Below are 21,975 nucleotides of genomic sequence, written 5' to 3'. Positions count from 1 at the left end.
TTTCGCGATCTCGTGGCGGCGCGTCCCCTTTCAGGGGGAGCGCGAGGGGCCCGCCCCTCGCATCTAAGCGAGCAAGAGGCACGTTAGGACCCAAACGGTTCTCGACTCTCCAGGATCGAGAGCGTCGCTGGGTCAAAAGGGGTTTGTCATTAATCTGCCGCGGCTATGCCGCGGCGATCTCATCCCGCTCCAGCGGCCGATACTCGCCGGGCGAAAGCCCCGGGTCGAGGACGATGCCGCCGACGCGCTCGCGATGCAGGGCGACGACGTGGTTACCGAGCGTGGCGAACATCCGGCGGATCTGTCGATAGCGACCTTCGAACAGGGTCACCCAGGCCCGGTGGGCGTGCTCGATCTCGAGTATCGCGGGCAGGGTGTCGATGGTCTCGTGGCGCAGGCGAATGCCGGTGGCGAAAGCCTCGACGTCGCGCTGGTGCAGCGGACGGGCAAGATCGACACAGTATCGCTTGGGCTTGCGCGAGCCGGGCTGGGTGAGTCGCTCCGACCACGCGCTGTCGTTGGTCAGCAGCAGAAGCCCAGTGGTATGGTAGTCGAGCCGCCCGGCGATGTGGAGATCCTCGCTGGCATCCGCCCCAAGCAGCTCGAGCGCGGTGGGATGCCGATCGTCGCGAGTGGCACTGATGCAGCCGCCCGGCTTGTACAGCATCAGATAACGCGGCGTGCGCCCGGGGCGCAGCAGTCGATCGTCGAACTCGACCCGGTCGAAGGCAGTGAGCATCCGGGTACCATCGCGCTCGACCGTGCGATTGACCCTTATCCGCCCCTCGAGCAGCGCCCGGCGCGCGCGCTGACGGCTCTGCTCCGGCAGTGCGATGATCACCCGATCGAGGCGTTCCATCGCGGTCAGCCGTTCGCGCCGAGGGTACCGACGTCCTGGTGTCTGGACGACGCGGAAAACATAGCAAACCGGGAAGTGATTCGGAGCACGCAGAGACATCCATGGGTCGTGGGTCGGGCGTCGACGATTCTGCCATGCCTCTCACCCCGGCGCCCAGCATCGCGCCGATTCGCCGGCAACGACGACTCGCCTGGGCTATCATGCGGCCAATCACGCGAGTATCCCTTGCCTCGCGCTACCCATCGATCAGGAAACCGCGGCATGTCCGATACCTCTGCAACTCCCGCTCAACTCGCTGCCGTCGGCTTCGCCGCGCTGGCGATCGGCAAGGCGTTCGACGCCCTCGAAGCAGTGCATTTCCCCCTCGACGACGCGCAGTACGCGGCGATGACCCAAGCGGTCGGCGGCTGGCTGCGCGAGCGCCACGGCGACGCTGCGGTCGACGCCGCCAAGCAGGCGCTCGGCGATGGCGCGCTGGGCAGTGATGACGCCGAGGAAGATGAGATCGACGCCGCAGTGGAAGCCGCCAAGCAGGGACTGGCGGCGTCGTTCGCCATCCTCGGCGAGCAACGGGCCGATGCCATCGAGGCCGCCCACCAGGCAGGCCTGGCGGCGATCCGGGAGGCGCTCGCCGAGGCCTACGGAGAAGAAGCGGTAGCGACGCGCTGGTCTAGCGCGCTCTGAACCACAGCAGCGGACGGCGCAGCATCGCGCCGAACGCGCGCAGCGGGCTCGGCGGTGCATCGACATCTGCATGAGCCGATGCCGACGAGCGTGACAGAACGTGCCCTTCGACCTCCTTGAGCTCGGGCGCTCCCCGCTCGTCCAGCCTGAACCGACTCACCATCTGCTCGAGCAGCGCCGCCTGTTCGCGCAGCGAAGCGGCCGCCATCGCCGACTGGTTGACCAATGAAGCGTTCTGCTGGGTCACATGGTCGACCCGTTCCATTGCCTGGGTAACCTGCTGGATGCCGATCGACTGCTCACTGGTGGCATGGCTGATCTCGCTGATCACCTCGCCGACCCGCTGGGTGCTGTCGACGATCTCCCGCATCACCGCGCCCGCTTCCTGAACCTGGCTCGCGCCAGCGTCGACCGCTTTCACGCTCTCACCGGTCAGCGCCTTGATCTCGCTGGCCGCATCCGCCGAGCGCTTGGCCAGCCGCTGGACTTCGATCGCCACCACCGAGAAGCCGCGGCCCTGCTCGCCCGCACGCGCCGCCTCCACCGATGCGTTGATCGCAAGGATATTGGTCTGGAAAGCGATCTCATCGATCAAACCAACGATCTCGCCGATGCGATGGCTGGAGCTCTCGATCAGCTTCATTCGCTCCACCACCTGCTCGATCACGCCGCCGCCTCGTTCCGCCGCCGCATTGGCATCCTGCGAGAGCAGGTCTCCCCGCTCGGCTGCCTGGGCGGTCTGCTGCACGGTGGTGGAGAACTGCGAAAGCGAAGCCACCGTCCCCTGCAGATCGTTGGCGGTCTGCTCGGTGCGCGCCGCGAGATGCTGGTTGCCGTCGGCGATTCCTTGACTGGCACCGGCGATGTTTTCGCTGGCATCGCGGATCTGCGCCACGATGCTCGCCAGCTGGCGCTGCATCTGCGCCTGGGTCTCCTGCAGCTTGGTCAGCTCATCGCTACCCGAGGCGTCGATGGGCTGGGTCAGATCGCCACCGGCGATCGCCTCGGCGGTGAGGCGCGCCCGTCGTACCGGTACGCAGATCGCCCACATGTTCAAAAGCGTCAGCGGCACCACGATCACCAGTACCAGCAGTATCTCGCCGAAGAAGGTCACCAGGATCTGGCGGAAAAGGCTCGCCTGGCCTGCGACATTGGCATCTATGTAGCCCTGTATCAGCGTATCGATCGAGCGCAGGCGCTGCTGCACGCCATCGAGTGCGGCGCCGACATCACCTCCCACCGCTCGCCGCTCACGATACGTCTCCAAGGCAGCCAGCAGCTCAGGCGCCGCCGCGCCGGTGGTACCGATGCCCTCGAGCGACGTCGCCAGGCGTGTCGCCTCATCGAGATGCTCACGCCATGCCCCGGCCCCGTCGAGCGTGCGCAGCGTCGCCAGCCGATCCTGGAGTGCGACGAGGGTGCGCATGCCGGCGACCCCTTCCTCGATCAGTTGGGTGTGCATGGTGTACATCCGCTGATTGCCGAGCAGTCCCGCACCGCTGAGAAGGATCAATAGCGCGATCACCATGCCGATAGCGCCAAGCATGCGCAGACGAATGGTGAAACGCCGAATCATCGCGAGGAAGATCATGGATTGGTTTCCGAGTTGCCTGGCAAGGAATCGTCGCCACCCGACGCTCAGCCCGGTCCCGGATCGTGTGAAGCATGGTGGGCAGTCGGTAGTGGTGACATCCATAAGAACATCGGCACGCCGGCGCGAATCTTTCGCTTTGATGACGAAAAATCATCTTTCGCTGGCTGAAAGTCGCTGAGCCCGCCATGCCATGGGGAGCCGGGCGCCCAGCCGACACCCCTGCCTCGACGATCGAATCGAGGCGAACGATGCCGCCGTCACGAGGTCCAGATGCCCACACTCAGGTAGAATCACCGCGAATGAATGCAACCCCTGGGAACCGACCATGATCCACAACGATGTGCTGCGCAGCGTGCGCTACACCCTCGATCTGCATGAAACCCGGCTGATCGAACTCTTCGCGCTGGCGGACTATCCGGTCGAACGCGAACGACTCGACAGCTGGCTCTCGCCAGAGGGGGAAGAGGGATTCGAGCCCTGCCCCGACGAGGCGATGGCGCACTTTCTCAATGGCCTGGTGATACTGCGCCGGGGGCGCGATGAAACGCGCCCACCGCAGCCGGTGGAGCTGCCGGTGAACAACAACATGGTGTTGAAGAAGCTGCGCGTCGCCTTCGAGCTCAAGGATGACGATATGCACGAGATTCTCGCTGCGGCCGACTTTCCCCTCTCCAAACCGGAGCTCTCGGCGCTGTTTCGCAAGAAAGGGCACAAGAACTACCGCCCCGCTGGCGATCAGCTGCTGCGTCGGTTTCTACGCGGCCTGGCGCTGCGCTTTCGTGAGCAGGTATGACCCGCATGAGTGTGGAACCGATCAGGCTGGGGCGCCGGCTGGCCGCGCTGCTGCAATGCAGCCGCCGCGAAGCGGAGCTCTACATAGAGGATGGCTTGGTCAGCGTCGATGGCGTATGCATCGATTCGCCGCAGCATCGAGTGACCGATGAGCGCGTGGAGCTGGCGCCAGGGGCGAAGCTCGAACACTCTCCACCGGTCACCTTGCTGCTGCACAAACCGCTGGGGGTCGATATGGACTCCGCCGGCGCACTGCTGCGTGCCGATCACCATGCCAGCGACGACATCGCACCGTTCCCGCTGCTCGGCCGCCACTTCAAGCGGCAGCTCGCGTTGATGCCGCTCGCCGCGCAGGCCGAGGGCCTGAGCGTCTTCACCCAGGTGCCGGGCATCGCACGCAAACTGCGCGACGAAGCGCACACCCTGGAGCAGGAGTACATCGTCGGGGTGAGCGGGGACATCGACACCGCGCTCGCCCAGCTCGAGCGCGAACCACGCGAAACCCATGCCCGCTGCCGCGTCAGCCGCCAGAACGAAACCCATCTGCGCGTGGCGCTGAAGGGCAATACTCAGACCATCGTCCGGCTGTTCGAGGGGCTCGATATCGAACCTACGAGCTTCCGGCGGATCCGCATCGGCGCACTCAGCATGGGGCGTCTACCGAGCGGCCAGTGGCGCTATCTCAAGCAGAGCGAACGGTTCTAGGGCCGAGATCGCCGAAAGCCACGAGCGGCATCGCAGAAAGCAAAAGGCCGGGGCCGCCGCAATCAGCGGCCCCGGCCTAGTCACTGCCATGCGCGGGGCATGGCTCAGGCGACGTCGCTGACCTGCTCGCGGCTCGCCTGCTCGACCATTCTCAGTCGTACCGCTTCCGCTTCCTCGCGAGAAGGGTAGCAACCGAGACGATTGTCGGCAGCGCAGGTTCGCTCGATCAACAGCCAACCGACCACCTTGGTCGTCTCGAACTCGTCGTAATGGGGAATCACACAGTATGAAGTAGACATGCCAGTATCCTTTCCAGCCAAGTCACGAAAAGAGTATAGATGCCACGCCCGAAATGTCGCGAACAGGCATCCATTAAACGTTAGTCTCATCCATCTGCGCTGACTAGTAAGGTTTTCCTCCATAACGTGTCATTTCCGGCTCGCTGCGTAACCTCCTGTATTCGCCCGCAGCCGTCGACGACCGCAATGCAGCACTATGGTTGATAGCACAAGGGTTGAAAGAAGAAGCGCTCGGGAGCGAATACCCCTCGCCTCTCAACCGCCATGGCATTTCTTGAATTTCTTGCCGCTGCCGCACGGGCAGGGGTCGTTGCGCCCGATGTCCTTGAGCGCATTGCGCACCGGCTCGCGCGGCCCGTGATCATGATTGCAGTGCGGCCCGTGGACGTGCCCGGTATGGTCGTGCTCGTGATGGTCGTGATCATGGTTGCAGTCGGGGCCATGGACGTGGGGCTGGTTCATCTTGGACTCCAGGTAGGGGAATGGCGTGATTATCGCGCGAGCGGGAGCGCACGGCGAGCGCTTGGCCCCATCTGTGCGTGCCGAACGGACCGCCACTTCGCCGGCGTCGTCGAGAGGCGCTCGCTCAGCGGGCCTCGTCGTCTTGCACCGGGCCTCGATCGACGTCCGCCTCGCTCGTCTTCATGCGATTGAGCCTGCCGAACGGCACGTGCACCGACGGGAGCAGGGAACTGGTCGCGGCAAGGTGCGAGGTCTGGTCGTCGAAGAAGATGTGCGGTTTGACGACCTTCAGCACCGCGCTCTTGTCCACACCGCCGAGGAAGAAAGCCTCGTTGACCGTGATTCCCCACTCTCTCATGGTGTGAATCACCCGCTCGTGGGCCGGCGCATCGCGTGCGGTCACGATCGAAACCCGCAGCTTCGGCACGTAGGCGCTGTCACTACGCTCCTGGTGGCGTCGCTCCAATGCCTGGATGGTGGAGAGCCGCTGGAGCAGGTCGGCGAGCAGGCCGCGTTCGGCGGGCACCAATGCATGCGCTCTCTCGTGCCGATGGTAGGCATCGATGCCTTGGGTCTGGTAGATGCTTTCGGATTCATCGGTGGTCAGCACGCCATCGAAATCGAACGCCACCCGCAGCTCATCGCCTTGCTCGAGCTCGTAGTGTCCCTCCATGACCTGTCCGGCGGGATATCCGGCCGCGATCGCCCCGCGAACGTCGTCGGGGTTGGCGGAGAGGAACAGACTGATGTTGAGCGCAGGGATGAAGGGATAGGGCGAGCGCCCCTGGAGGAAGACCGCGCGGGAGATCGCCAGTTGATGATGTTCGATCGACTTCATCACCCGAAGCCCGGTATCGGGATCGTTACGCGACAGCAGCAGGACCTCGATGGGCGGGTCGAGCGGATCGAGCTCACGCAGCGCCAGCAGTCTCTTGATGAAGGCGAAGGCCACTCCAGGCGCCAGCGGCTCGTTTTCATGCCGACGCTGATAAGCGCGGTAGGCCGCCTCCCCCTGCTGGACGAACACCGCATCCGAATCCGCCAAGTCGAAAAGCGCACTCGAGGCGAGGCCGATCACCAGGCGATTGGACAGGTCATAGGGCATACGACGGTTTCCCGATCAACGGTTGAGACATCGGCAATCCAGCCAGTGGCACAAGCCTACCCCACGCTTGAATGATCCGCCCGCCGCACCCATTTCTTCCTTGGGATCGGTGCCCGCGGCCAAGTGAAAAAATCACTTCGCTGCCCCTTGAAAACCGATGGCCTCGACCCTATTTAACATAACGTCAACGGAAGAAGTTATTCCCGAGACCACGAACGCCGCCAAGCGGGTTCGTGCGATTCCATGACTTCGCTGAAATCAGGAGGTTTGCACCATGAATACGCTTTCACTCTCTCCGCTGTTCCGTCGCTCGATCGGCTTCGATCGTCTCAACGACCTGTTCGAGACCGCGATGAAAAGCGACGCACCGAGCTATCCGCCCTACAACGTCGAAAAGCACGGTGACAACGACTATCGCATCGTGGTCGCCGCCTCCGGCTTCGACGAAAGCGAGCTCGAGGTCAACGTCGAGAACCGCCTGCTGACCATCAGCGGCGCCAAAGAGCAGAAGGAAGAAGCGAGCCAGGTCAACTACCTGCACCAGGGTATCGCCCAGCGCTCGTTCAGACTCTCCTTCCGCCTCGACGAGCAGATCGAAGTGCAGGGTGCGCGGTTCGAGAACGGCCTGCTCAAGGTCGATCTGCTTCGCATCGTGCCCGAAGCCCAGCGTCCGCGTCAGATCGCGATCAACGGGCGCACTTCGCAGAGCCTCGAGCACCAGGGCGAAGCCCAGCGTGAAACCAGCGCCGCCTCCGTCGCCTGAGCCCATTCGGCTCGCATGAACGCAGACGTGCGGTGATCAAGTAGTGGTGGAAGAAAGCGAAGCCCTCGCCGGCAACGGCGGGGGCTTCGTCGTTCAATGACCAGCGGCCGGGAATGCAAAGCCGAGCTGCTCATGGCCAATGCGGCGCGCGGGCGTCACCATCTTCCGCACTGCGGCCTCGGCCTGCGACAAAGGCTGCTGCCCGCGCCGTGGCTAGCGCTCGCCCACGGGCGATGTCCGAACGTCCAATCTCATGAATATCCAAAGGATTCCCTAATAATTGCCCGTTTCAAGGGCCGATCCCGACCTGCTCATTAGAATAAATGATAATATATCTCATAATCATTGATATTCACTAACTCCCATGCTAGAAACCTCGGGCGGGACTCACACGGAATACAACGATACAGGCTCACGATATAACGGGGATTATTTCGGCAATGAACCACCCACCCAAGGGGTCATCTCAGCCAAATAACAAAAATCGTCTAAAAGACCGCTCAAAAAGACCTCATCACTGGATCGCCCTTTGCTCATCGAGTGCTGCCATCTTCTTGTCCAGCCACGCACTGGCGCAAGTCGCAGGCTCGAGCGAAACACTGGACACCCTCACGGTCGAGGCGGCCCGGCAAAGCGCCGTGGGGCCTGATCGCACCATCGTCGCGGACAGTACCGCGACGGGCAGTAAAACCGATACGCCGCTGCTCGATCTTTCCGCCGCAGTCTCGGTGATCACCGAGCCGGAAATGAGAAAACGCAGCGTACAGAACCTGCAGGAGATACTGGCCTATACCTCCAGCGTCTCGGTCGATGAATATGGCTCCGATGATCGCTATGACTTCTACCGCATCCGAGGCTTCAGTCAAACATCGCTCGGCACCTATCGCGATGGCCTTTCGGTACGTACGGCAAACTTCACCAGCAGCCGTGTCGAGCCCTATGGTTTGCAGCGGGTCGAGGTCCTGAAGGGCTCCACGTCGACCCTGTTCGGCCTGAACTCCCCGGGCGGCATCGTCAATACGATCACCAAGCGCCCTCAGGAGCAGAAGTTCGGCGAGGTCTATACCACACTGGGCGACGGCCACACCGAGACCGGCACCGATTTCGGCGGCCCGATCGACGCCAACAGGGAATGGACCTACCGTATCACCACCAAATGGCAGGACGGGGACAATGGCGTCGATCATGCCCGCGATGACCGCTTTTACTTCGCGCCCGCACTCACCTGGCGGCCGAGCGATGCGACCTCGCTAACGCTGCTGGCGGGCTACAACAAGCGTAAGGGCAACACCTCCCGCAGTATCCCCTACGGCTCGGGTATCGACCCAGAAACCTTCCTGGGCGAACCCGATTTCGACAAGATGGATACCATCGAGCGCAACATCGGCTACCAGTTCGAGCACAGCTTCGGCAACGGACTGACCTTCCGCCAGAATACGCGCTATACCAACCTGGACCTGCTCTACGAAACGGTCTATCCCGGCGCGGCAGATCCATCCGAAGAGCGCACGGCCTTCGCCGTCCACGGCGAACGTAACCTGTTCACCATCGACAACCAGCTGCAGTACGACACCCAGGTCGCCGGAGTCGGCAGCCGTACCCTGGCGGGCTTCGACTATTTCAATGACGATGTGAATGAACGCCAGTTCAACGGCACCGCCGCCGGCATCGACATCTATGATCCGAACTACTGCGGCCGGGCCTGCGTCAGCCTTGATAGCGGCAGCACTTGGAGCCAGAAGCAGATCGCCCGGGGTTTCTATCTACAGGAAGAGCTGACCTTCGCCGACCGCTGGATCCTCACCCTGGGTGGCCGATACGATGACGTCTACACCGGCGCGGATGCCTACAGCGCCAACGACTATGCCTTCACCAAGCGCGCGGGACTGACCTACCGGGTGCGCAACGACCTCTCTGTCTACGCCAATTACTCCGAATCGTTCCAGCCGCCGACCAGCCGCAACTTGATCGAAGGCAGCCCCGAACCCCAGGAAGGCACCCAGTACGAAGTCGGCATGAAATACCGCCCCGAGAACACGGACGCGATGTTCACGCTGGCGCTGTTCGACCTGACCCAGACCAACGTGACCACGACCGTGGACACCAACCTCTACCGCCAGACCGGAGAAGTGAACGTCCGCGGCATAGAGCTCGAAAGCAAGATAGCGATGAGCGATCGACTCAATCTGATCGCCTCCTACTCATACTGGGACTCGGAGATCAAAAAGGACGGACTGACGGGTAACGAAGGCAACCGACCAGGACTGGTGCCCAAGCATCTGGCTTCACTATGGGCGGACTACACCATACCCGGAGACGCCTCACGCGGAGACCTGACCCTAGGACTGGGCACACGCTTCGTCAGCTCCTCCTATGTCGATGACGCCAACACCGGCAAAACCGGCTCCCACACGCTCGTAGACGCCCTGATCAACTACCGGATCAACCAGAACCTGGAGCTATCGCTCAACGCCACCAACCTGTTCGACCGCGAATACATCTCCTACGTCAACGACTACAGCAACGCCGCCTTCTACGGCGACTCACGCGCCGTACGAACGACACTGAGATACCTCTGGTAGCCAGGCCACCCACCGCCCATCCATATCGACTATGGGTGGGCGAAAACGGACAAGTGCCGAGGTAGTTTCTAGGCTGCCTGGGCGGCAGCGAGCCTGTGCTGCGCCAGGTCCTGGCGGTGCTTGTTTTTCTGAGCAGCCTGTGCAGCAGCGAGCTCGTAAGGCGCTCTAGGGCGCTCTATCGTCATTTTCTGAGCTGCCTGTGCGGCAGCGAACATCGCAGCCAACATGTTGGTATCGCCAGCGATATTTCTGAGCTGCCTATGCGGCAGCGAACGCCCTCGTCGCGATGATGATGGGCGCCGAGTTTTTCTGAGCGGCCTGTGCGGCAGCGAACGGCGCGGCTCGTATCGGCTCCGAAGACAGACTTTTCTGAGCTGCCTGTGCGGCAGCGAACAGATATGGCGCCCTATAGAGCGGGAGTTGCGTTTTCTGAGCTGCCTATGCGGCAGCGAACGCCGCATGGGTCGAGGCCGTCGATCGCTTGGTTTTCTGAGCTGCCTATGCGGCAGCGAACGCCGCGCCATAGTAGTCATGGGCGGTTGCACTTTTCTGAGCTGCCTATGCGGCAGCGAACCATATCTGGACAGCGCCGCTGGGCTCTCCTCTTTTCTGAGCTGCCTATGCGGCAGCGAACGCTTCGGCGGCAGCTAGCCTGGATCGGAGCTCTTTCTGAGCTGCCTATGCGGCAGCGAACCTCCGGTGCTGAGTCTCGTGCGAAAGCCCGGCTTTCTGAGCTGCCTATGCGGCAGCGAACGTAGCGTGCAGGGCCGGCTGTATGCAGTAGGTTTTCTGAGCTGCCTATGCGGCAGCGAACGGACTCGAGTTCCGCTACCTCCGCCAGGATGATTTCTGAGCTGCCTATGCGGCAGCGAACGACCATCTCGACCTGTAACCACAGGGCCCGCATTTCTGAGCTGCCTATGCGGCAGCGAACGATGCTGCACCCAAGGCGGATGGAGCGTCGATTTTCTGAGCTGCCTATGCGGCAGCGAACAGCAGGCTCGCCGCGACGTGCGCGCTTCGGCTTTTCTGAGCTGCCTATGCGGCAGCGAACCGTCCGGCTGCTTTAATATCCCGCTAACGTGATTTCTGAGCTGCCTATGCGGCAGCGAACGCACACCTTCAGATACGCATCACGCCAGTCTTCTTTCTGAGCTGCCTATGCGGCAGCGAACGCTCGGGGATTCGATCGAGGGTAGGGGACTTTTTTCTGAGCTGCCTATGCGGCAGCGAACTCGAGGTCGGCGGATTGCTGCTGCAGCTGCTGTTTCTGAGCTGCCTATGCGGCAGCGAACGCCATGGCGATCATCTGTTCAAATTGATCGATTTTCTGAGCTGCCTATGCGGCAGCGAACCAGATGAGCGAAAGTGACCTTCGCCCCTTCAATTTCTGAGCTGCCTATGCGGCAGCGAACGCCGATAGGTCGCTCATCACGTACTGCCGATATTTCTGAGCTGCCTATGCGGCAGCGAACGCACGCTCGCCGAGCTCGATTTCGCGGCGCAATTTCTGAGCTGCCTATGCGGCAGCGAACATCAGCGTGAGATGCAGCGCGCCTCGCGAATGTTTCTGAGCTGCCTATGCGGCAGCGAACTAGCCCGCCTTGCGCAGCACGTAGGCCAGCCATTTCTGAGCTGCCTATGCGGCAGCGAACGCTTTTCGATTGTCGGACGAGTCGCTCCTCCTTTTCTGAGCTGCCTATGCGGCAGCGAACTCAGAGAGTATTTTGGTCGGCTCAATTGTGCATTTCTGAGCTGCCTATGCGGCAGCGAACAGAAGCAGATGGAGGCATGGTTCGGACAGCGGTTTCTGAGCTGCCTATGCGGCAGCGAACCAATCGACGGCTCCGGAGTAGTGACTGCAAACTTTCTGAGCTGCCTATGCGGCAGCGAACGTCATGCTCGGCATCTTATTTGGCATGGTGATTTTCTGAGCTGCCTATGCGGCAGCGAACTCCCCAGCCGTGACACAGAGCCATACCAGACATTTCTGAGCTGCCTATGCGGCAGCGAACTCAAACAGCACATTGTTGAATCGGCGCATGAATTTCTGAGCTGCCTATGCGGCAGCGAACACGTGTTCCAAGAGCGGCTTTGATCTTGCGTTTTTCTGAGCTGCCTATGCGGCAGCGAACCCCGTCGCCCCGCCAAATGGCCCTAGCGCGAGTTTCTGAGCTGCCTATGCGGCAGCGAACGCGGCCAGCCGTGCGCGCTCGGCAAACAGCTCTTTCTGAGCTGCCTATGCGGCAGCGAACGGGTCTCGCGGCGGCGTGATGTCCCGCTCTTCTTTCTGAGCTGCCTATGCGGCAGCGAACTACTGGCCCAGCCGCAACCGGTTCCGATGGAATTTCTGAGCTGCCTATGCGGCAGCGAACAAATCTCGGGTTGCGGAGATCCGCGTGCCCGAATTTCTGAGCTGCCTATGCGGCAGCGAACATATGCCCTGCGCGACAAGTTCGCCGACGCACTTTTCTGAGCTGCCTATGCGGCAGCGAACCTCGGGCAGCACGTCGGTCGTGGCTTGACGAATTTCTGAGCTGCCTATGCGGCAGCGAACACTCCTATAGCCTTGAGCCAGCGGCCCTCGCTATTTCTGAGCTGCCTATGCGGCAGCGAACCTGATATTCATGCGATACCTCGCGCATATACGTTTCTGAGCTGCCTATGCGGCAGCGAACCTTGCACCTGACACCTCCTGCTCGTACTTCTTTTTCTGAGCTGCCTATGCGGCAGCGAACGGCACCCAGACCTACAACAACTATCTGCGACATTTCTGAGCTGCCTATGCGGCAGCGAACGATACACGGGAAATGTTCATGATCCTGCAGATTTTCTGAGCTGCCTATGCGGCAGCGAACGGCCTGCGCCGGGCAATGAATCCGACGTCATTTTTCTGAGCTGCCTATGCGGCAGCGAACGGACTCATCGAAACGCACCGAGGGCATGAGATTTTCTGAGCTGCCTATGCGGCAGCGAACCCGATAGCCGCTTTGCTCTGGTTGAGCTCGCTTTTCTGAGCTGCCTATGCGGCAGCGAACGAAAGCACCGAGATGTTCGCAGTCACCGTTGATTTCTGAGCTGCCTATGCGGCAGCGAACATCGGCATGCGAAGTGGCTAGAGGATGATGATTTTCTGAGCTGCCTATGCGGCAGCGAACGAAGTTTTCAGTCTCCGTAGAGGTCACGTGTTTTTCTGAGCTGCCTATGCGGCAGCGAACGGGCGTGACTCAGCCTCAATGAAATAGTCGATTTTCTGAGCTGCCTATGCGGCAGCGAACGTCCAGCGCGTCGTCGCATATCCTCTTCGGATTTTCTGAGCTGCCTATGCGGCAGCGAACTTGACGATCTCGACCGGATCGACTGCGCGGTTTTTCTGAGCTGCCTATGCGGCAGCGAACGGAACGAACGCCGAGATTTCGGCGCCGGTGGTTTTCTGAGCTGCCTATGCGGCAGCGAACTAGACGATAAATCCTATAACCGTCTGATTTTAAGAAGAAAAAACACCACGACGGCCCCTTGCCCATTTTTCAGCAATGGCGCCGTAACTCTTTGATTTTTCTAAAATCTATGTGAGCGCCGAAAAAGAGGGTCAAAACCAGGGTACGGTGGCATTGTTGCTCAAGCCATATTGGTTGAATGTTCCTTCAGCCGCTGTATGACGCAACTCGCCATGTTCGATGAATAGGCAGAACCGCTGGGCGGTACTTCGGCTGTTGAGTTGAATGAACGGGAGCTGCACTGTCCTCTCGACACTATCGGGGATTTGCGCGCGGGCTTGCTCGAGGGTTTCGCCATGCCGCTTGGCACGGCGTCGACGTAGCCTTTCTACATTGGTCTTGAATTGACGCCGGGACACGATTCTATATTGCACCGCCTCGGGTACCGGGAGCATCTCACCGATGATGGCGTGGTCGCGCATACCGTTCAGCCAGTTCCGCGCCATCATCCTTTGCAGCGACTCGGTGTTGCCGTGAAGGCGGAGTACATCACCGATCGTTCTCGGCTTGAGTCCGTGCTTGGGAAAACTCACGCCAATATCGGCGGAATGCAGATCGAACAGCGTGCGATGCAATTTGCCGTACAGTGCGCCCATCAATAGGGCGGCACTGAATTCGGGATCTGGCCTAAGGCGAATATCGAGATAGCGGTTCATCGCATCACCCCGCCTCACCGAACACGCCACCACGAATCAGCGTGGCGATCACGAAGTGTTGCTGGTCGAGTTCGGGAACCTTGTCCTTCAGCACCCAGGCATCCAGCAGGGAATAGAAGTCCTGCTTTTGCTTGGGTTGGCGGTAGGCCTTGCCCTGGGTGGTAACCGAGCCATAGGGCTCCACCGCGATCGGGCCGTTTAGGGAGGCTTCCGGATACCAAGTGTCGATGCTGCGCAGGGCGTTGCCGATCTTTTGTGAGTGGATGCCGGCGACGTCATCTACCTGATAGAGGGTCTTGCTCTTGTCGCCTCGGCCACGATTGAGGATCAGTTCCTGGGAGGGAAAGACTTCCTGCCCGGCACCAGCCCGGACGAAGCCAGTGACCTGCAGCAGCACATGGCGTTTTCCCGCTAGCCCCTCGGCGATCAGCGTGGCCAGTTGTGCTAAGTCAGCGGCCAACTGGCCATCGGCTGACGTATCGAAGCCGCGCAGCGACAGGGAGAAGGCGTCGAAGCGCCATTCGTTCTGCGCTTGTCCGTCGACTAGATGGACGATGCGCACTTCTATCTGCTCGGCGCCGATGCGGTTGCGCCACAGGAAGCGTCCGTTGGCCAGGTTATGAGCATAGCGCCGGGCCAGTTCGGCAAAGCCATTGGCATCCACGTAGCTCTTTACCGTGTCGAGCAGTTTCTGCCGGTAGTCGCTGTCGTTGCAGGCTGAAGGCTGGCCAGTCCCGGCCAGTACGCGCAGGGTAAAGTGGACCTTGAGCGTGTCGGCGTCAGCCGGCAGGGCGGCGACGTCGACGGTCTGAGGATTGGGGTTCTCGATGGCGGCGTCCAGCTTGGTCGGATCCTGGTCCTTGGTCTTGAGGCGGTTGGAGATGGTGCCACGCACGGACTTCTCGCGGATGGCCACTGGGCTCCAGCGCGTGGCGTCGTCGCGCTGGCCCCAGTCCCCAGAGGAGAGCAGGGCATCAGACGGGTCTAGCTTGCGTTCGAAGGCTAGAACGGAAGCGGTCTTGAGGTCTTTGGACATGATGAAATTCCTTTTAAGCGAGTCAGTCGAAGTCGAATTCAAGTACCGGCGTTGGCTTGTAGTCGTTGCGGCAGCGATACAAGCCGTCATCGGGCTGGCTGTCGGCATACCAGAGCAGTTGTTGCGGGTTGTGCAGGCGGTGTGGGCTGAGCCACTGGCCGATGCCATAGAGGCTCTCGACGAAACGGAACGGGGTCTGGCTGTCGCGGGAATTGATCACGCTGCCGGCGTCCTGCAGTTCGCTCAGGGCGCCGTAGCCTAGAGGGATGGGCACGATCCAGCCGAGGTCTTGGCGGTCGTGTTGCCATTCGCCTTTGCCTTCGTCCTTTGCGGTCTCCCAGTGCCAGTTGATCCGCGCCAGGGACAGCCAGGCATCCAGCCGTGAGGTCTCGGGTTGCCTTGCGAGCAATTCCTGGTGGCGCTGTTCGAGTAGGTCCGGCCGTTCCACCAGGGCAAACCCCGGCAGCAGGCGCAGCTTGAGCTGGTCGAACAGCCTTTGCCGGCCCTCTGTATCGCCGGTCAGGCGCACCACATAGGGGAGCTGCCGTCTGCGCGGCGCCGAGGACTCGACCAGGCTGCCGCCGGCAAGACGCATCTGCCCGAGCTGCTCGCGCACCTGTATGACGATGCCTGGGGCACTCTGTTCTTCCTCTAGCGCTTGACTGCGCACGGCGAAGACCAGGCTAAGCTCCAGATGGATACGCCCTTCTTCGACGATCGCAGGAGTTGAGGTCTTTCCGTCTTTATCTATCAGCTGCTTTTGATCTCTTTGAATGAGCGGGTTACGGGTCAGGCGGAAGGTGTTGACGAAGCCGCTATCTGTGATCTGCTCCTGGTGCTGGTGGGCGATCACGCCAACGGCATTGAACTGCAGGTCCAGTCCGCTCGTCCGGGTCTTGCGTTCCAGCGCCCACATCAGGCCGAGGAAGGCGGTGATCGAAGGGAATCCGTGGGTCAGCGGGCTGGAAATGGCGTTGGCGTTCTGTACTCGCAAGCGTGGCAGTACTAGTAGGTGTTCGAAGTGCGGGCACTCAGCCATGCGCCACCTCCTGGTCCGTGGGCCGTGCGCGGCGCTGCATGGGGGCGGGCCACTCGGCGTCGATCAGCGCCTGGCGGGCCCAGTGCGCGTGCTCGGCATCGCCCACCGGCAGCTCGTGTTGAAGCAGGATGGTGTTGAGCCAGTTGCCGAAGCGGTGGGCCACTTCGTCCGGCCAGTCCTTCCACTCGAAGGCGGCGATGAAGGTTTCATCATCCTGCCTGGGGCCCTCTTCTTCGCGGACTGGCAATTCGCTGCGCTCAGGGTCGAGCCAGATTCTCTCGCACAGTGGCAGGCGGCAGTCCGCATCGCGGCTCCAGCCCGGTTGGAACAGTTGCCGGCTGGCCAGGCCGAAGGCGGCCAGCGACAGGCCCAGGGCACGTTCGATACGTTCGCGTTTGACGCGGGTATCCAGGGTCGGCTTGGGATTACTGGTCAGCAGGGCCAGCAAGGCTTCCAGCAGTTCGTTGACGCCTTCGTAGCGACGAAAGCGTTCCAGCGCCGAGTCGATGACCAGGAACTGCCGGGGGCGGTCCTGGTTCCATCGCGGTGGCAGCGAGGGCAGCAGGTAGTTGAGCCCGCCGCGCTCGCTGTTCAACTGGCTGATGTTTTGCGGCTTGGTACCGCCTAGCTTGCGCACCACCAGGTTGCGGTAGTCGCGGTAGACACCTTCATGGGGCTTCTTGCCGCCCTTGGCCTGGCGGGCTTCCTTGCTGGCCTCGCCGAAGCGGGCGTCGTTGATCTCCTGATGCACGGCATGGGCCAGGCTGCTAGAGAACAGCGGTTGCAGCAGGTGGTAGCCGCTGTCGTCGGCGGGTTCGCCGGAAACGCTCCAGTAGACCTGCTTGGCCAGGCCGTGGGAGGCCAGGGTATCGGCGGGGCGGGTCAGCCCCTTGAAGGCGGCGGCCCATTGGCTGGCGATGCCCGGGTCTTCGTGCAGAGCGGCGAGCAGGTCGCCGTCATCGGCCTCCAGCCAGTCGAGCAGGCGCCGGCCCTCGACATCCAGCTTGAGGAATTTGTAGACATCCAGGGCGGCGGCGTTGCCGACGATATCCGTTTCGTAATTCTGGCCTAGTTGATGACTGCCGATTTCGCTACGTGATGGCAATGCCTGCGGGTCGATATACAGACTGCTGCCACGGGCATCGGGATGGGTGGCCTTGAGCACATGGGTGACCGCCTGGATCTGTGCCACCCGCCGCGCGGCATCGGCCAGCCAAGCGTGATAGTCGTATTTGTCCGCTGCCAGGGCGACGACTTCTACGTTCAAGCCCTTGAGCTTGGCATCGCGCCGTTCATTGATGAAGTTAGCGATGGTTTGGCGGAAGCGTTGTGTTCGTTCTTCAGCATCTGGCATGAGCGGCTCCTGTTCGTGTCATCGAGAAACCCTTTTTCTATCCCTGGTTTCATTTCTTCTTCGCAAACCCCAGCAACGGGTGATAGCGCCAGCCCTGCGTACTGTCCGGCACGCTGACCGTGGTAAAGCGCTGGGCGCATAGCTCCAGCGGCAGGCGCTGCGCTTCAACCTGTTCGGTCAGCAGTTCCAGCAGGTCGTCCTGGCCCCAGGGGCCGATCCTAGGGCCGAACGTCAAGCGCAGGTGTTCCACCAGGCTTTCGGCGGCGGTGTAGATCGCTGGCTTGCCGCGCTGGGCCTGCTCATGGATACGGTGGATCAGCAGCCGCTCCTGGTCTTCGTCGGGGAGCAGCACCAATTCGGTCTCGTGGCCCGGATCGTCGCGGAACGGCTGCTGCTGTGGCAGAACCCAGGTCAGGGAGGCGCGGGGGAATTGCCAGGCGCAGGCAGCATCGAGATCGAAACCGTCAGGCTTGGCGAAGCGCGATGTGGTTGATGTCGTGGCTCGGGGCTTGGGCAGCATCCGCTCGGCCAGGCGGGCATGTTCCAGGTCGACCAGGCTGCGCTTGGGTTGCCAGTCCCGTGCTGGACGCGGCTGGATGCGCGGGGTGGCGCCGATAGTGCGGTATTCGTCCGGGTGCAGCAGTTTGCCCAGGCGGTGGCTGGTGAGGCGGAAGGGTGCATCGGCCAGGCCGCGCTCATCCTCGAAACCAGGCCGCACAAAGGCCGCCAGTGGCTGGCCGTCGCGTCCCCTGGCCGGGGAAAAGTGGCGTAGGTTGGTATCGAAGATCAGGATGTTCGGCGTCCGGCAGGGCTGGTTGCGGTGCCGTTGCACGCGTCCGGCGAGCTGGATCAGTGAGCGCATCGACGAAGGCTCGACTACCGCCCAGTCGTAGTCATGGTCGCGGCCCACCTCGGTGACCGGCGAGCCGAGCACCACGAACAGATGGTTGTGCTCGGGCGTCGCGTCGATGGCATAGCGTATTTCCGCTTGGTCGTAGATGGCCTCGGCCTTGCGCCGGTCTAGGCTGGTGTCGAGGCGCTGCTCGATGGCCGAACGCAACAGCAGCGGAAAGCGTGCGTGGTAGACGCACAGGTGGATGCGGTGGTCTTCCGGCGCGCCCAGGTGCAGCAGTTCCTGAGCGACCTCGAACAGCGGCTCGATATTGGCCATACGCACCAGGCCGAAGCTGACCCGCTTGCCGCTGTGCGGGCATGATTCGGCATGGCGGTCGTGCGCCTCGACGATGGCCGTGCGCACTTCGGCGGCGAAGGCGCAACGCACCGCCTGCTCCTGCTGCGCCTCGATGCGTAGCGGTAGCAGCTCGCCGCGGCGCATCGCACCATCGCGTTCGTTGGCGCGGGTCAGCGCCTGTACCCGGCTCTGTACGAAGCGTGCATGCTCGTCGGCGAAGCCCTTGGCCTCGGCGCAGCTCGCCCGCTGCACGCCGAACTCATCCAGCCACAGGCAGGGGATGTCCAGTGGGCCGTCCAGTGGGCCGTCCAGCCCACCGTGGAAACCGCGATTGCGCTGGTAGTGCAGGCGGCCGGCGCGGTAGGCCTGGAACATGCCGTCCACCAGGGACGGTGGCAGGGTCGCCGAGGACAGCAGAACTCGGCTGCCGAGCAGCCCGGCCCAATACACCAGGCGGGTCAGCGCCGGCAGGTCGGCAAGGTCGAAGTCGTCCAGCTCATCGAGAACCAGATCGCTGCTCATCAGCCGAAGCATAGGGGCGATCTGCCGCCCGGCGCGCTGAGCCTCGGTAGCCGGCATCAGGTGGTCGATGGTGCAGGCCAGCATAGGAGCAGAGAGCAGGGATCGGATGCGTTCTTCGTGCATCGCTCTGGCCAGCAGCGGATGATCGACGGGCTGACCTTCGTAGAGCACATGGCTGTCTTCTTCGAGCAATTGCTGGATCGACGCCGAGCCGCTGTTTTCGGCCTGGGCCTGGTGATACTCAAAGAGTGCTCGGCTGGCGCTGCCGCCGACGCGGATCGCTAGTTCGTCCTCGCCCAGGTGCAGGTCTTCACGGTAGCTGCGCCCGGTTTGCAGGGTCAGGGTACGTAGGCCCAGGGCGAAGGTGGCGCGCAGGCCGTGCTGCGGATCGGCCAGGTTGTACAGGACACGGGCATTGGCCAGGGTCTTGCCGCGGCCGGTGGAGGCCATGTTGACGATGAAGGCGCCTTGCCCGGCGGCCTGCTCTCGCAAGGCACCGGCGGCATCGGCGGCCTTATCCTGCCAGCGGAAACGCTCGCTGTTGCTGCGTTTCTTCAGACCCCGATGACGCGCCAGGCGCGGCAGATGGTGCTCAAAACCGGACAGGCCGTGGCTTATGCTGCCGGCCAGGCGGGCGACGCCGAGCAAGTGTTCGTCCAGCGGCTGCTTCAGGCTGCCGTCCTTGTCGGTATTGGCATACAGCGCCTCCGGGCCGTCGCCACGCACGCGCTCGGCGGAACTCGCCGGCAGGCTGGAGTAGTGATGGTCGGCAAGCATCAGGCTCAGGCGTGCCAGGTGCATGACGTAGGGGTTGTTCAGCCAGTCGCCCTTGCCGGCCTTGGCGTACAGCGCTTGCAGGCGGGTGGCCAGCTTGGCCGCCTGGGTTCGCCATTTGGGCAGCAGCACTGGCAGGTCGTGGGTGAACTGCCAATAGGCCGCGATATCGGTTTCGACGGCGCTCTGGCGCAGTTCGTTCCAGTCGTGGCCGATTTTGTCGAGCAGATCGGGCAATTGGGCTGGATTGAAGGTCGGCGACCTCCTGCCCAGCCAACCTTGCTGGCCAGTGCTGACCTCGTATACCGGCATCACCGGCAGGCGGTGGTGGGTCAGCACCAGCCAAGCAATGGCAGCTGCTAGTGGCGGCAGATTCTTGAAAGGCGGTGGGGCCTCGGCATCCAGCCCATCGCGCAGGTAGCGGCCCTGGGCCAGCCAACTGGCATCGTCCTGCGCGCTGGGTTCGGCCAGGCGGTGCAGCCAGGTGGGGTCGTCGTCCGTGCCGACGAAGGCGAGGAACAGGCGCAGAGATACCCATTCGTGGCGATAGAGATTTTTCTCCAGCACCCGCTGGCGCAGCCGTTGCTGGAACGCCTCGCTGGCCTTGCCCAGGTCGTGCAGCAGCGCCGCCATCTGAGCCAGCAGCTTGATGTCCTCGCCGCTGTGCCAGTCGTTTTCGTCATTGCTTCGTAGGATATTTCGCTGCGTGGTATTGGTCGGTACCGCGCCGCAGCTATTGAAGCGTGAAGCGTCACCGACGATCCACAAGAGCTCACTGTGATCCCGCCCGCGAATCCAATGGCACGCCACTGCGGTATTTCTGCGTGCTCGTCTGCGCAGCAGCTTGCGCAGGGTGTCCAGCCCAGCCTGAGTGATCGGGGTCTGCCAGGTCCGGTCACCCCGTCGTTCGGCGAATTGATCGAGGATGCGCCTGGTTTCCTTCAGCGCATTCTTGGCACACTGCGAGACGATCAGTACGTTCACCTCACGGCCTCGGCGGCCAGCTGCTGCGCCACTTTCTTCAGCGTATCGATCATTGCATCCAGTGCCTCTACCCGTGTCAGCCGCTCGATACAGGCCTGGCGAAATTCCTGCTCTTCGTCGCCACGCTCGGCGCAGATGAACGCCTGTGGCAGAATCACCGCATCCTTGATCAGGTCAGCAACATCGAACACCAGACCACCACGCCGGGTCTTACCGTGCAGTACGGCGAGCCCATGAGGTAGTCCAAGCACCCAGGTGGCAGTGGCCGCCAGCCCATAGGCCAGATAGTTGCCATGGTCGAGAAAACGATTGGCGGGGTCGGTGCCGTTACCGCGCTTGGCGCGGCTGAATTTGCCATAGTCCGTTGCTTGTGCCGCTAGCCTGAACAGCTGCTTGGTCAGCCTCGCTTCTTCGGTGAGAAGAGCAGTGGTATCCGGTGCCTGAGCGATAGCCTCTCTGCTGCGGTCCAGTACCGAGGTCAACTCTGTAGCACTCACATCAAAGCCGCTGTCGCGCTTGAAACGAGGTTCGAGCCACAGTCGCTGGACCTGCTGCAGCCGTTCGCGTTGAAAACAGCGAGCAGCCTCCAAGCGCAGCGCATCGTCGAACCAGAATCGCACCCAATGCTGGAGGTACTCGGTCGGCCGGTACTCGCTCTGCGGATTGAACCAAGCGATCTCGACATCCACTTCATTGGCGCTGAACAGCGGCGTACCTCCGCCACCGCAAAATCCCACCAGCACGCCCGCCTTTGCCAGCTCGCGCATCGCCGCCTGGGTGATCGATGTGCCAGTGCCAAGCAGCAGGGAGGTGGTATTGGCAATCGGAATATTCCAGTACTTCGACCGGTTACCCTCGTCGGTGACGTACTCGACTCGCCCACCGTTGACCAGTATTCGGCAATGCTGGAGGTAATAGAGATTGGCGCGCTTGGAGTGCAGGATCGTTTTCAAATCACTGGCAGCGATATCGTCCATGCGCGCCTCGGAACAGATGGGGTATGTGTCAGTTTGTATACTTTTATCAGACTTCCTTATCCATCGAAACGTCCCTATGGGCACGCTCAGGTCAATTCG

Annotated in this window: 16 protein-coding genes and 1 CRISPR repeat array; of the genes, 5 read left to right on the top strand and 11 right to left on the bottom strand. The window is 62.0% G+C overall.

Features of this window, described 5'->3' with window-relative positions:
• Nucleotides 1–163 precede the first annotated feature (163 nt).
• On the bottom strand, nucleotides 164–859 hold the full coding sequence (locus Q376_RS0115535) for a pseudouridine synthase (RefSeq protein WP_043448144.1): 696 nt from the start codon (nucleotides 857–859) through the stop codon (nucleotides 164–166).
• Nucleotides 860–1,120: 261 nt separating this feature from the next.
• On the opposite strand from Q376_RS0115535, the gene Q376_RS0115530 reads away from it, so the two are divergent.
• Complete coding sequence (locus Q376_RS0115530) at nucleotides 1,121–1,543, top strand: hypothetical protein (protein ID WP_027351083.1); 423 nt, start codon at nucleotides 1,121–1,123, stop codon at nucleotides 1,541–1,543.
• Here the strand turns inward: Q376_RS0115530 and Q376_RS22980 are convergent.
• A complete protein-coding gene (locus tag Q376_RS22980) occupies nucleotides 1,530–3,134 on the bottom strand; it encodes a methyl-accepting chemotaxis protein (RefSeq protein ID WP_052365379.1) in 1,605 nt (534 codons plus the stop codon). The two genes, Q376_RS0115530 and Q376_RS22980, sit on opposite strands and share 14 nt — an antisense overlap.
• A 328-nt stretch (nucleotides 3,135–3,462) precedes the next feature.
• Between Q376_RS22980 and Q376_RS0115520 the strand changes: the two genes are divergently transcribed.
• On the top strand, nucleotides 3,463–3,930 hold the full coding sequence (locus Q376_RS0115520; protein ID WP_027351082.1) for a YehS family protein: 468 nt from the start codon (nucleotides 3,463–3,465) through the stop codon (nucleotides 3,928–3,930).
• Nucleotides 3,931–3,935: 5 nt separating this feature from the next.
• Nucleotides 3,936–4,634, top strand: a complete 699-nt coding sequence (locus tag Q376_RS0115515) for a S4 domain-containing protein (RefSeq protein ID WP_027351081.1) — start codon at nucleotides 3,936–3,938, stop codon at nucleotides 4,632–4,634.
• Between the two features lie 104 nt (nucleotides 4,635–4,738).
• Here the strand turns inward: Q376_RS0115515 and Q376_RS0115510 are convergent, their stop codons facing one another.
• The 3 genes from Q376_RS0115510 to Q376_RS22975 all read right to left on the bottom strand — a co-directional run bounded on the left by Q376_RS0115510 (nucleotide 4,739) and on the right by Q376_RS22975 (nucleotide 6,500).
• Nucleotides 4,739–4,933, bottom strand: coding sequence for a hypothetical protein (locus tag Q376_RS0115510; RefSeq protein ID WP_027351080.1), 195 nt, complete (start codon nucleotides 4,931–4,933; stop codon nucleotides 4,739–4,741).
• 255 nt (nucleotides 4,934–5,188) lie between these two features.
• Nucleotides 5,189–5,395: an SEC-C metal-binding domain-containing protein gene (locus tag Q376_RS0115505; RefSeq protein WP_027351079.1), complete on the bottom strand. Its 207-nt coding sequence runs from the start codon at nucleotides 5,393–5,395 to the stop codon at nucleotides 5,189–5,191.
• A gap of 124 nt (nucleotides 5,396–5,519) precedes the next feature.
• Nucleotides 5,520–6,500 carry a 5'-nucleotidase gene (locus tag Q376_RS22975; protein ID WP_052365378.1) on the bottom strand — a complete coding sequence of 327 codons (981 nt, stop codon included), beginning with the start codon at nucleotides 6,498–6,500 and terminating at the stop codon, nucleotides 5,520–5,522.
• A gap of 274 nt (nucleotides 6,501–6,774) precedes the next feature.
• Here Q376_RS22975 and Q376_RS0115495 point away from each other — a divergent pair, with 274 nt between their 5' ends.
• Both Q376_RS0115495 and Q376_RS0115490 read left to right on the top strand, forming a co-directional pair.
• Entirely contained in the window at nucleotides 6,775–7,263 is a 489-nt protein-coding gene (locus Q376_RS0115495; RefSeq protein ID WP_027351078.1) for an Hsp20 family protein, read from the top strand.
• A 440-nt stretch (nucleotides 7,264–7,703) separates the two neighbouring features.
• Nucleotides 7,704–9,845 carry a TonB-dependent siderophore receptor gene (locus Q376_RS0115490; RefSeq protein ID WP_027351077.1) on the top strand — a complete coding sequence of 714 codons (2,142 nt, stop codon included), beginning with the start codon at nucleotides 7,704–7,706 and terminating at the stop codon, nucleotides 9,843–9,845.
• A gap of 65 nt (nucleotides 9,846–9,910) precedes the next feature.
• A CRISPR array of direct repeats spans nucleotides 9,911–13,303; the repeat unit is 28 nt; unit sequence TTTCTGAGCTGCCTATGCGGCAGCGAAC.
• 131 nt (nucleotides 13,304–13,434) lie between these two features.
• Here Q376_RS0115490 and cas6f read toward each other — a convergent pair.
• The 6 genes from cas6f to cas1f are packed head-to-tail and all read right to left on the bottom strand — an operon-like array spanning nucleotide 13,435 to nucleotide 21,876.
• Nucleotides 13,435–13,998, bottom strand: coding sequence for a type I-F CRISPR-associated endoribonuclease Cas6/Csy4 (gene cas6f, locus Q376_RS0115485; RefSeq protein ID WP_027351076.1), 564 nt, complete (start codon nucleotides 13,996–13,998; stop codon nucleotides 13,435–13,437).
• 4 nt (nucleotides 13,999–14,002) lie between these two features.
• Complete coding sequence (csy3, locus tag Q376_RS0115480) at nucleotides 14,003–15,034, bottom strand: type I-F CRISPR-associated protein Csy3 (protein WP_027351075.1); 1,032 nt, start codon at nucleotides 15,032–15,034, stop codon at nucleotides 14,003–14,005.
• 22 nt (nucleotides 15,035–15,056) lie between these two features.
• Nucleotides 15,057–16,073, bottom strand: a complete 1,017-nt coding sequence (csy2, locus tag Q376_RS22970) for a type I-F CRISPR-associated protein Csy2 (RefSeq protein ID WP_043448141.1) — start codon at nucleotides 16,071–16,073, stop codon at nucleotides 15,057–15,059.
• Entirely contained in the window at nucleotides 16,066–17,427 is a 1,362-nt protein-coding gene (gene csy1, locus Q376_RS0115470; RefSeq protein WP_027351074.1) for a type I-F CRISPR-associated protein Csy1, read from the bottom strand. Before csy1 ends, csy2 begins: the two co-directional genes overlap by 8 nt.
• Nucleotides 17,428–17,476: 49 nt before the next feature.
• Complete coding sequence (gene cas3f, locus Q376_RS0115465; protein ID WP_027351073.1) at nucleotides 17,477–20,899, bottom strand: type I-F CRISPR-associated helicase Cas3f; 3,423 nt, start codon at nucleotides 20,897–20,899, stop codon at nucleotides 17,477–17,479.
• Nucleotides 20,896–21,876 carry a type I-F CRISPR-associated endonuclease Cas1f gene (cas1f, locus tag Q376_RS0115460; RefSeq protein WP_027351072.1) on the bottom strand — a complete coding sequence of 327 codons (981 nt, stop codon included), beginning with the start codon at nucleotides 21,874–21,876 and terminating at the stop codon, nucleotides 20,896–20,898. The genes cas3f and cas1f overlap by 4 nt, the downstream gene beginning before the upstream one ends.
• Nucleotides 21,877–21,975: the final 99 nt, after the last annotated feature.

The organism is Halotalea alkalilenta DSM 17697 (assembly GCF_000621205.1).
Classification (GTDB): domain Bacteria; phylum Pseudomonadota; class Gammaproteobacteria; order Pseudomonadales; family Halomonadaceae; genus Halotalea; species Halotalea alkalilenta.
Note: the sequence above shows the minus strand (reverse complement) of the source record. Positions and strands in the feature narration are given on the sequence as shown.

Bases quoted from the DNA above. Each gene is read 5' to 3' on its own strand.
- csy3 (WP_027351075.1), bottom strand. From the start codon at position 15,034: ATGTCCAAAGACCTCAAGACCGCTTCCGTTCTAGCCTTCGAACGCAAG.
- Q376_RS22980 (WP_052365379.1), bottom strand. From the start codon at position 3,134: ATGATCTTCCTCGCGATGATTCGGCGTTTCACCATTCGTCTGCGCATG.
- csy2 (WP_043448141.1), bottom strand. From the start codon at position 16,073: ATGGCTGAGTGCCCGCACTTCGAACACCTACTAGTACTGCCACGCTTG.
- Q376_RS0115490 (WP_027351077.1), top strand. From the start codon at position 7,704: ATGAACCACCCACCCAAGGGGTCATCTCAGCCAAATAACAAAAATCGT.
- Q376_RS0115535 (WP_043448144.1), bottom strand. From the start codon at position 859: ATGGAACGCCTCGATCGGGTGATCATCGCACTGCCGGAGCAGAGCCGT.
- Q376_RS22975 (WP_052365378.1), bottom strand. From the start codon at position 6,500: ATGCCCTATGACCTGTCCAATCGCCTGGTGATCGGCCTCGCCTCGAGT.
- cas6f (WP_027351076.1), bottom strand. From the start codon at position 13,998: ATGAACCGCTATCTCGATATTCGCCTTAGGCCAGATCCCGAATTCAGT.
- Q376_RS0115515 (WP_027351081.1), top strand. From the start codon at position 3,936: ATGAGTGTGGAACCGATCAGGCTGGGGCGCCGGCTGGCCGCGCTGCTG.
- cas1f (WP_027351072.1), bottom strand. From the start codon at position 21,876: ATGGACGATATCGCTGCCAGTGATTTGAAAACGATCCTGCACTCCAAG.
- Q376_RS0115495 (WP_027351078.1), top strand. From the start codon at position 6,775: ATGAATACGCTTTCACTCTCTCCGCTGTTCCGTCGCTCGATCGGCTTC.
- Q376_RS0115530 (WP_027351083.1), top strand. From the start codon at position 1,121: ATGTCCGATACCTCTGCAACTCCCGCTCAACTCGCTGCCGTCGGCTTC.
- Q376_RS0115510 (WP_027351080.1), bottom strand. From the start codon at position 4,933: ATGTCTACTTCATACTGTGTGATTCCCCATTACGACGAGTTCGAGACG.
- Q376_RS0115520 (WP_027351082.1), top strand. From the start codon at position 3,463: ATGATCCACAACGATGTGCTGCGCAGCGTGCGCTACACCCTCGATCTG.
- csy1 (WP_027351074.1), bottom strand. From the start codon at position 17,427: ATGCCAGATGCTGAAGAACGAACACAACGCTTCCGCCAAACCATCGCT.
- Q376_RS0115505 (WP_027351079.1), bottom strand. From the start codon at position 5,395: ATGAACCAGCCCCACGTCCATGGCCCCGACTGCAACCATGATCACGAC.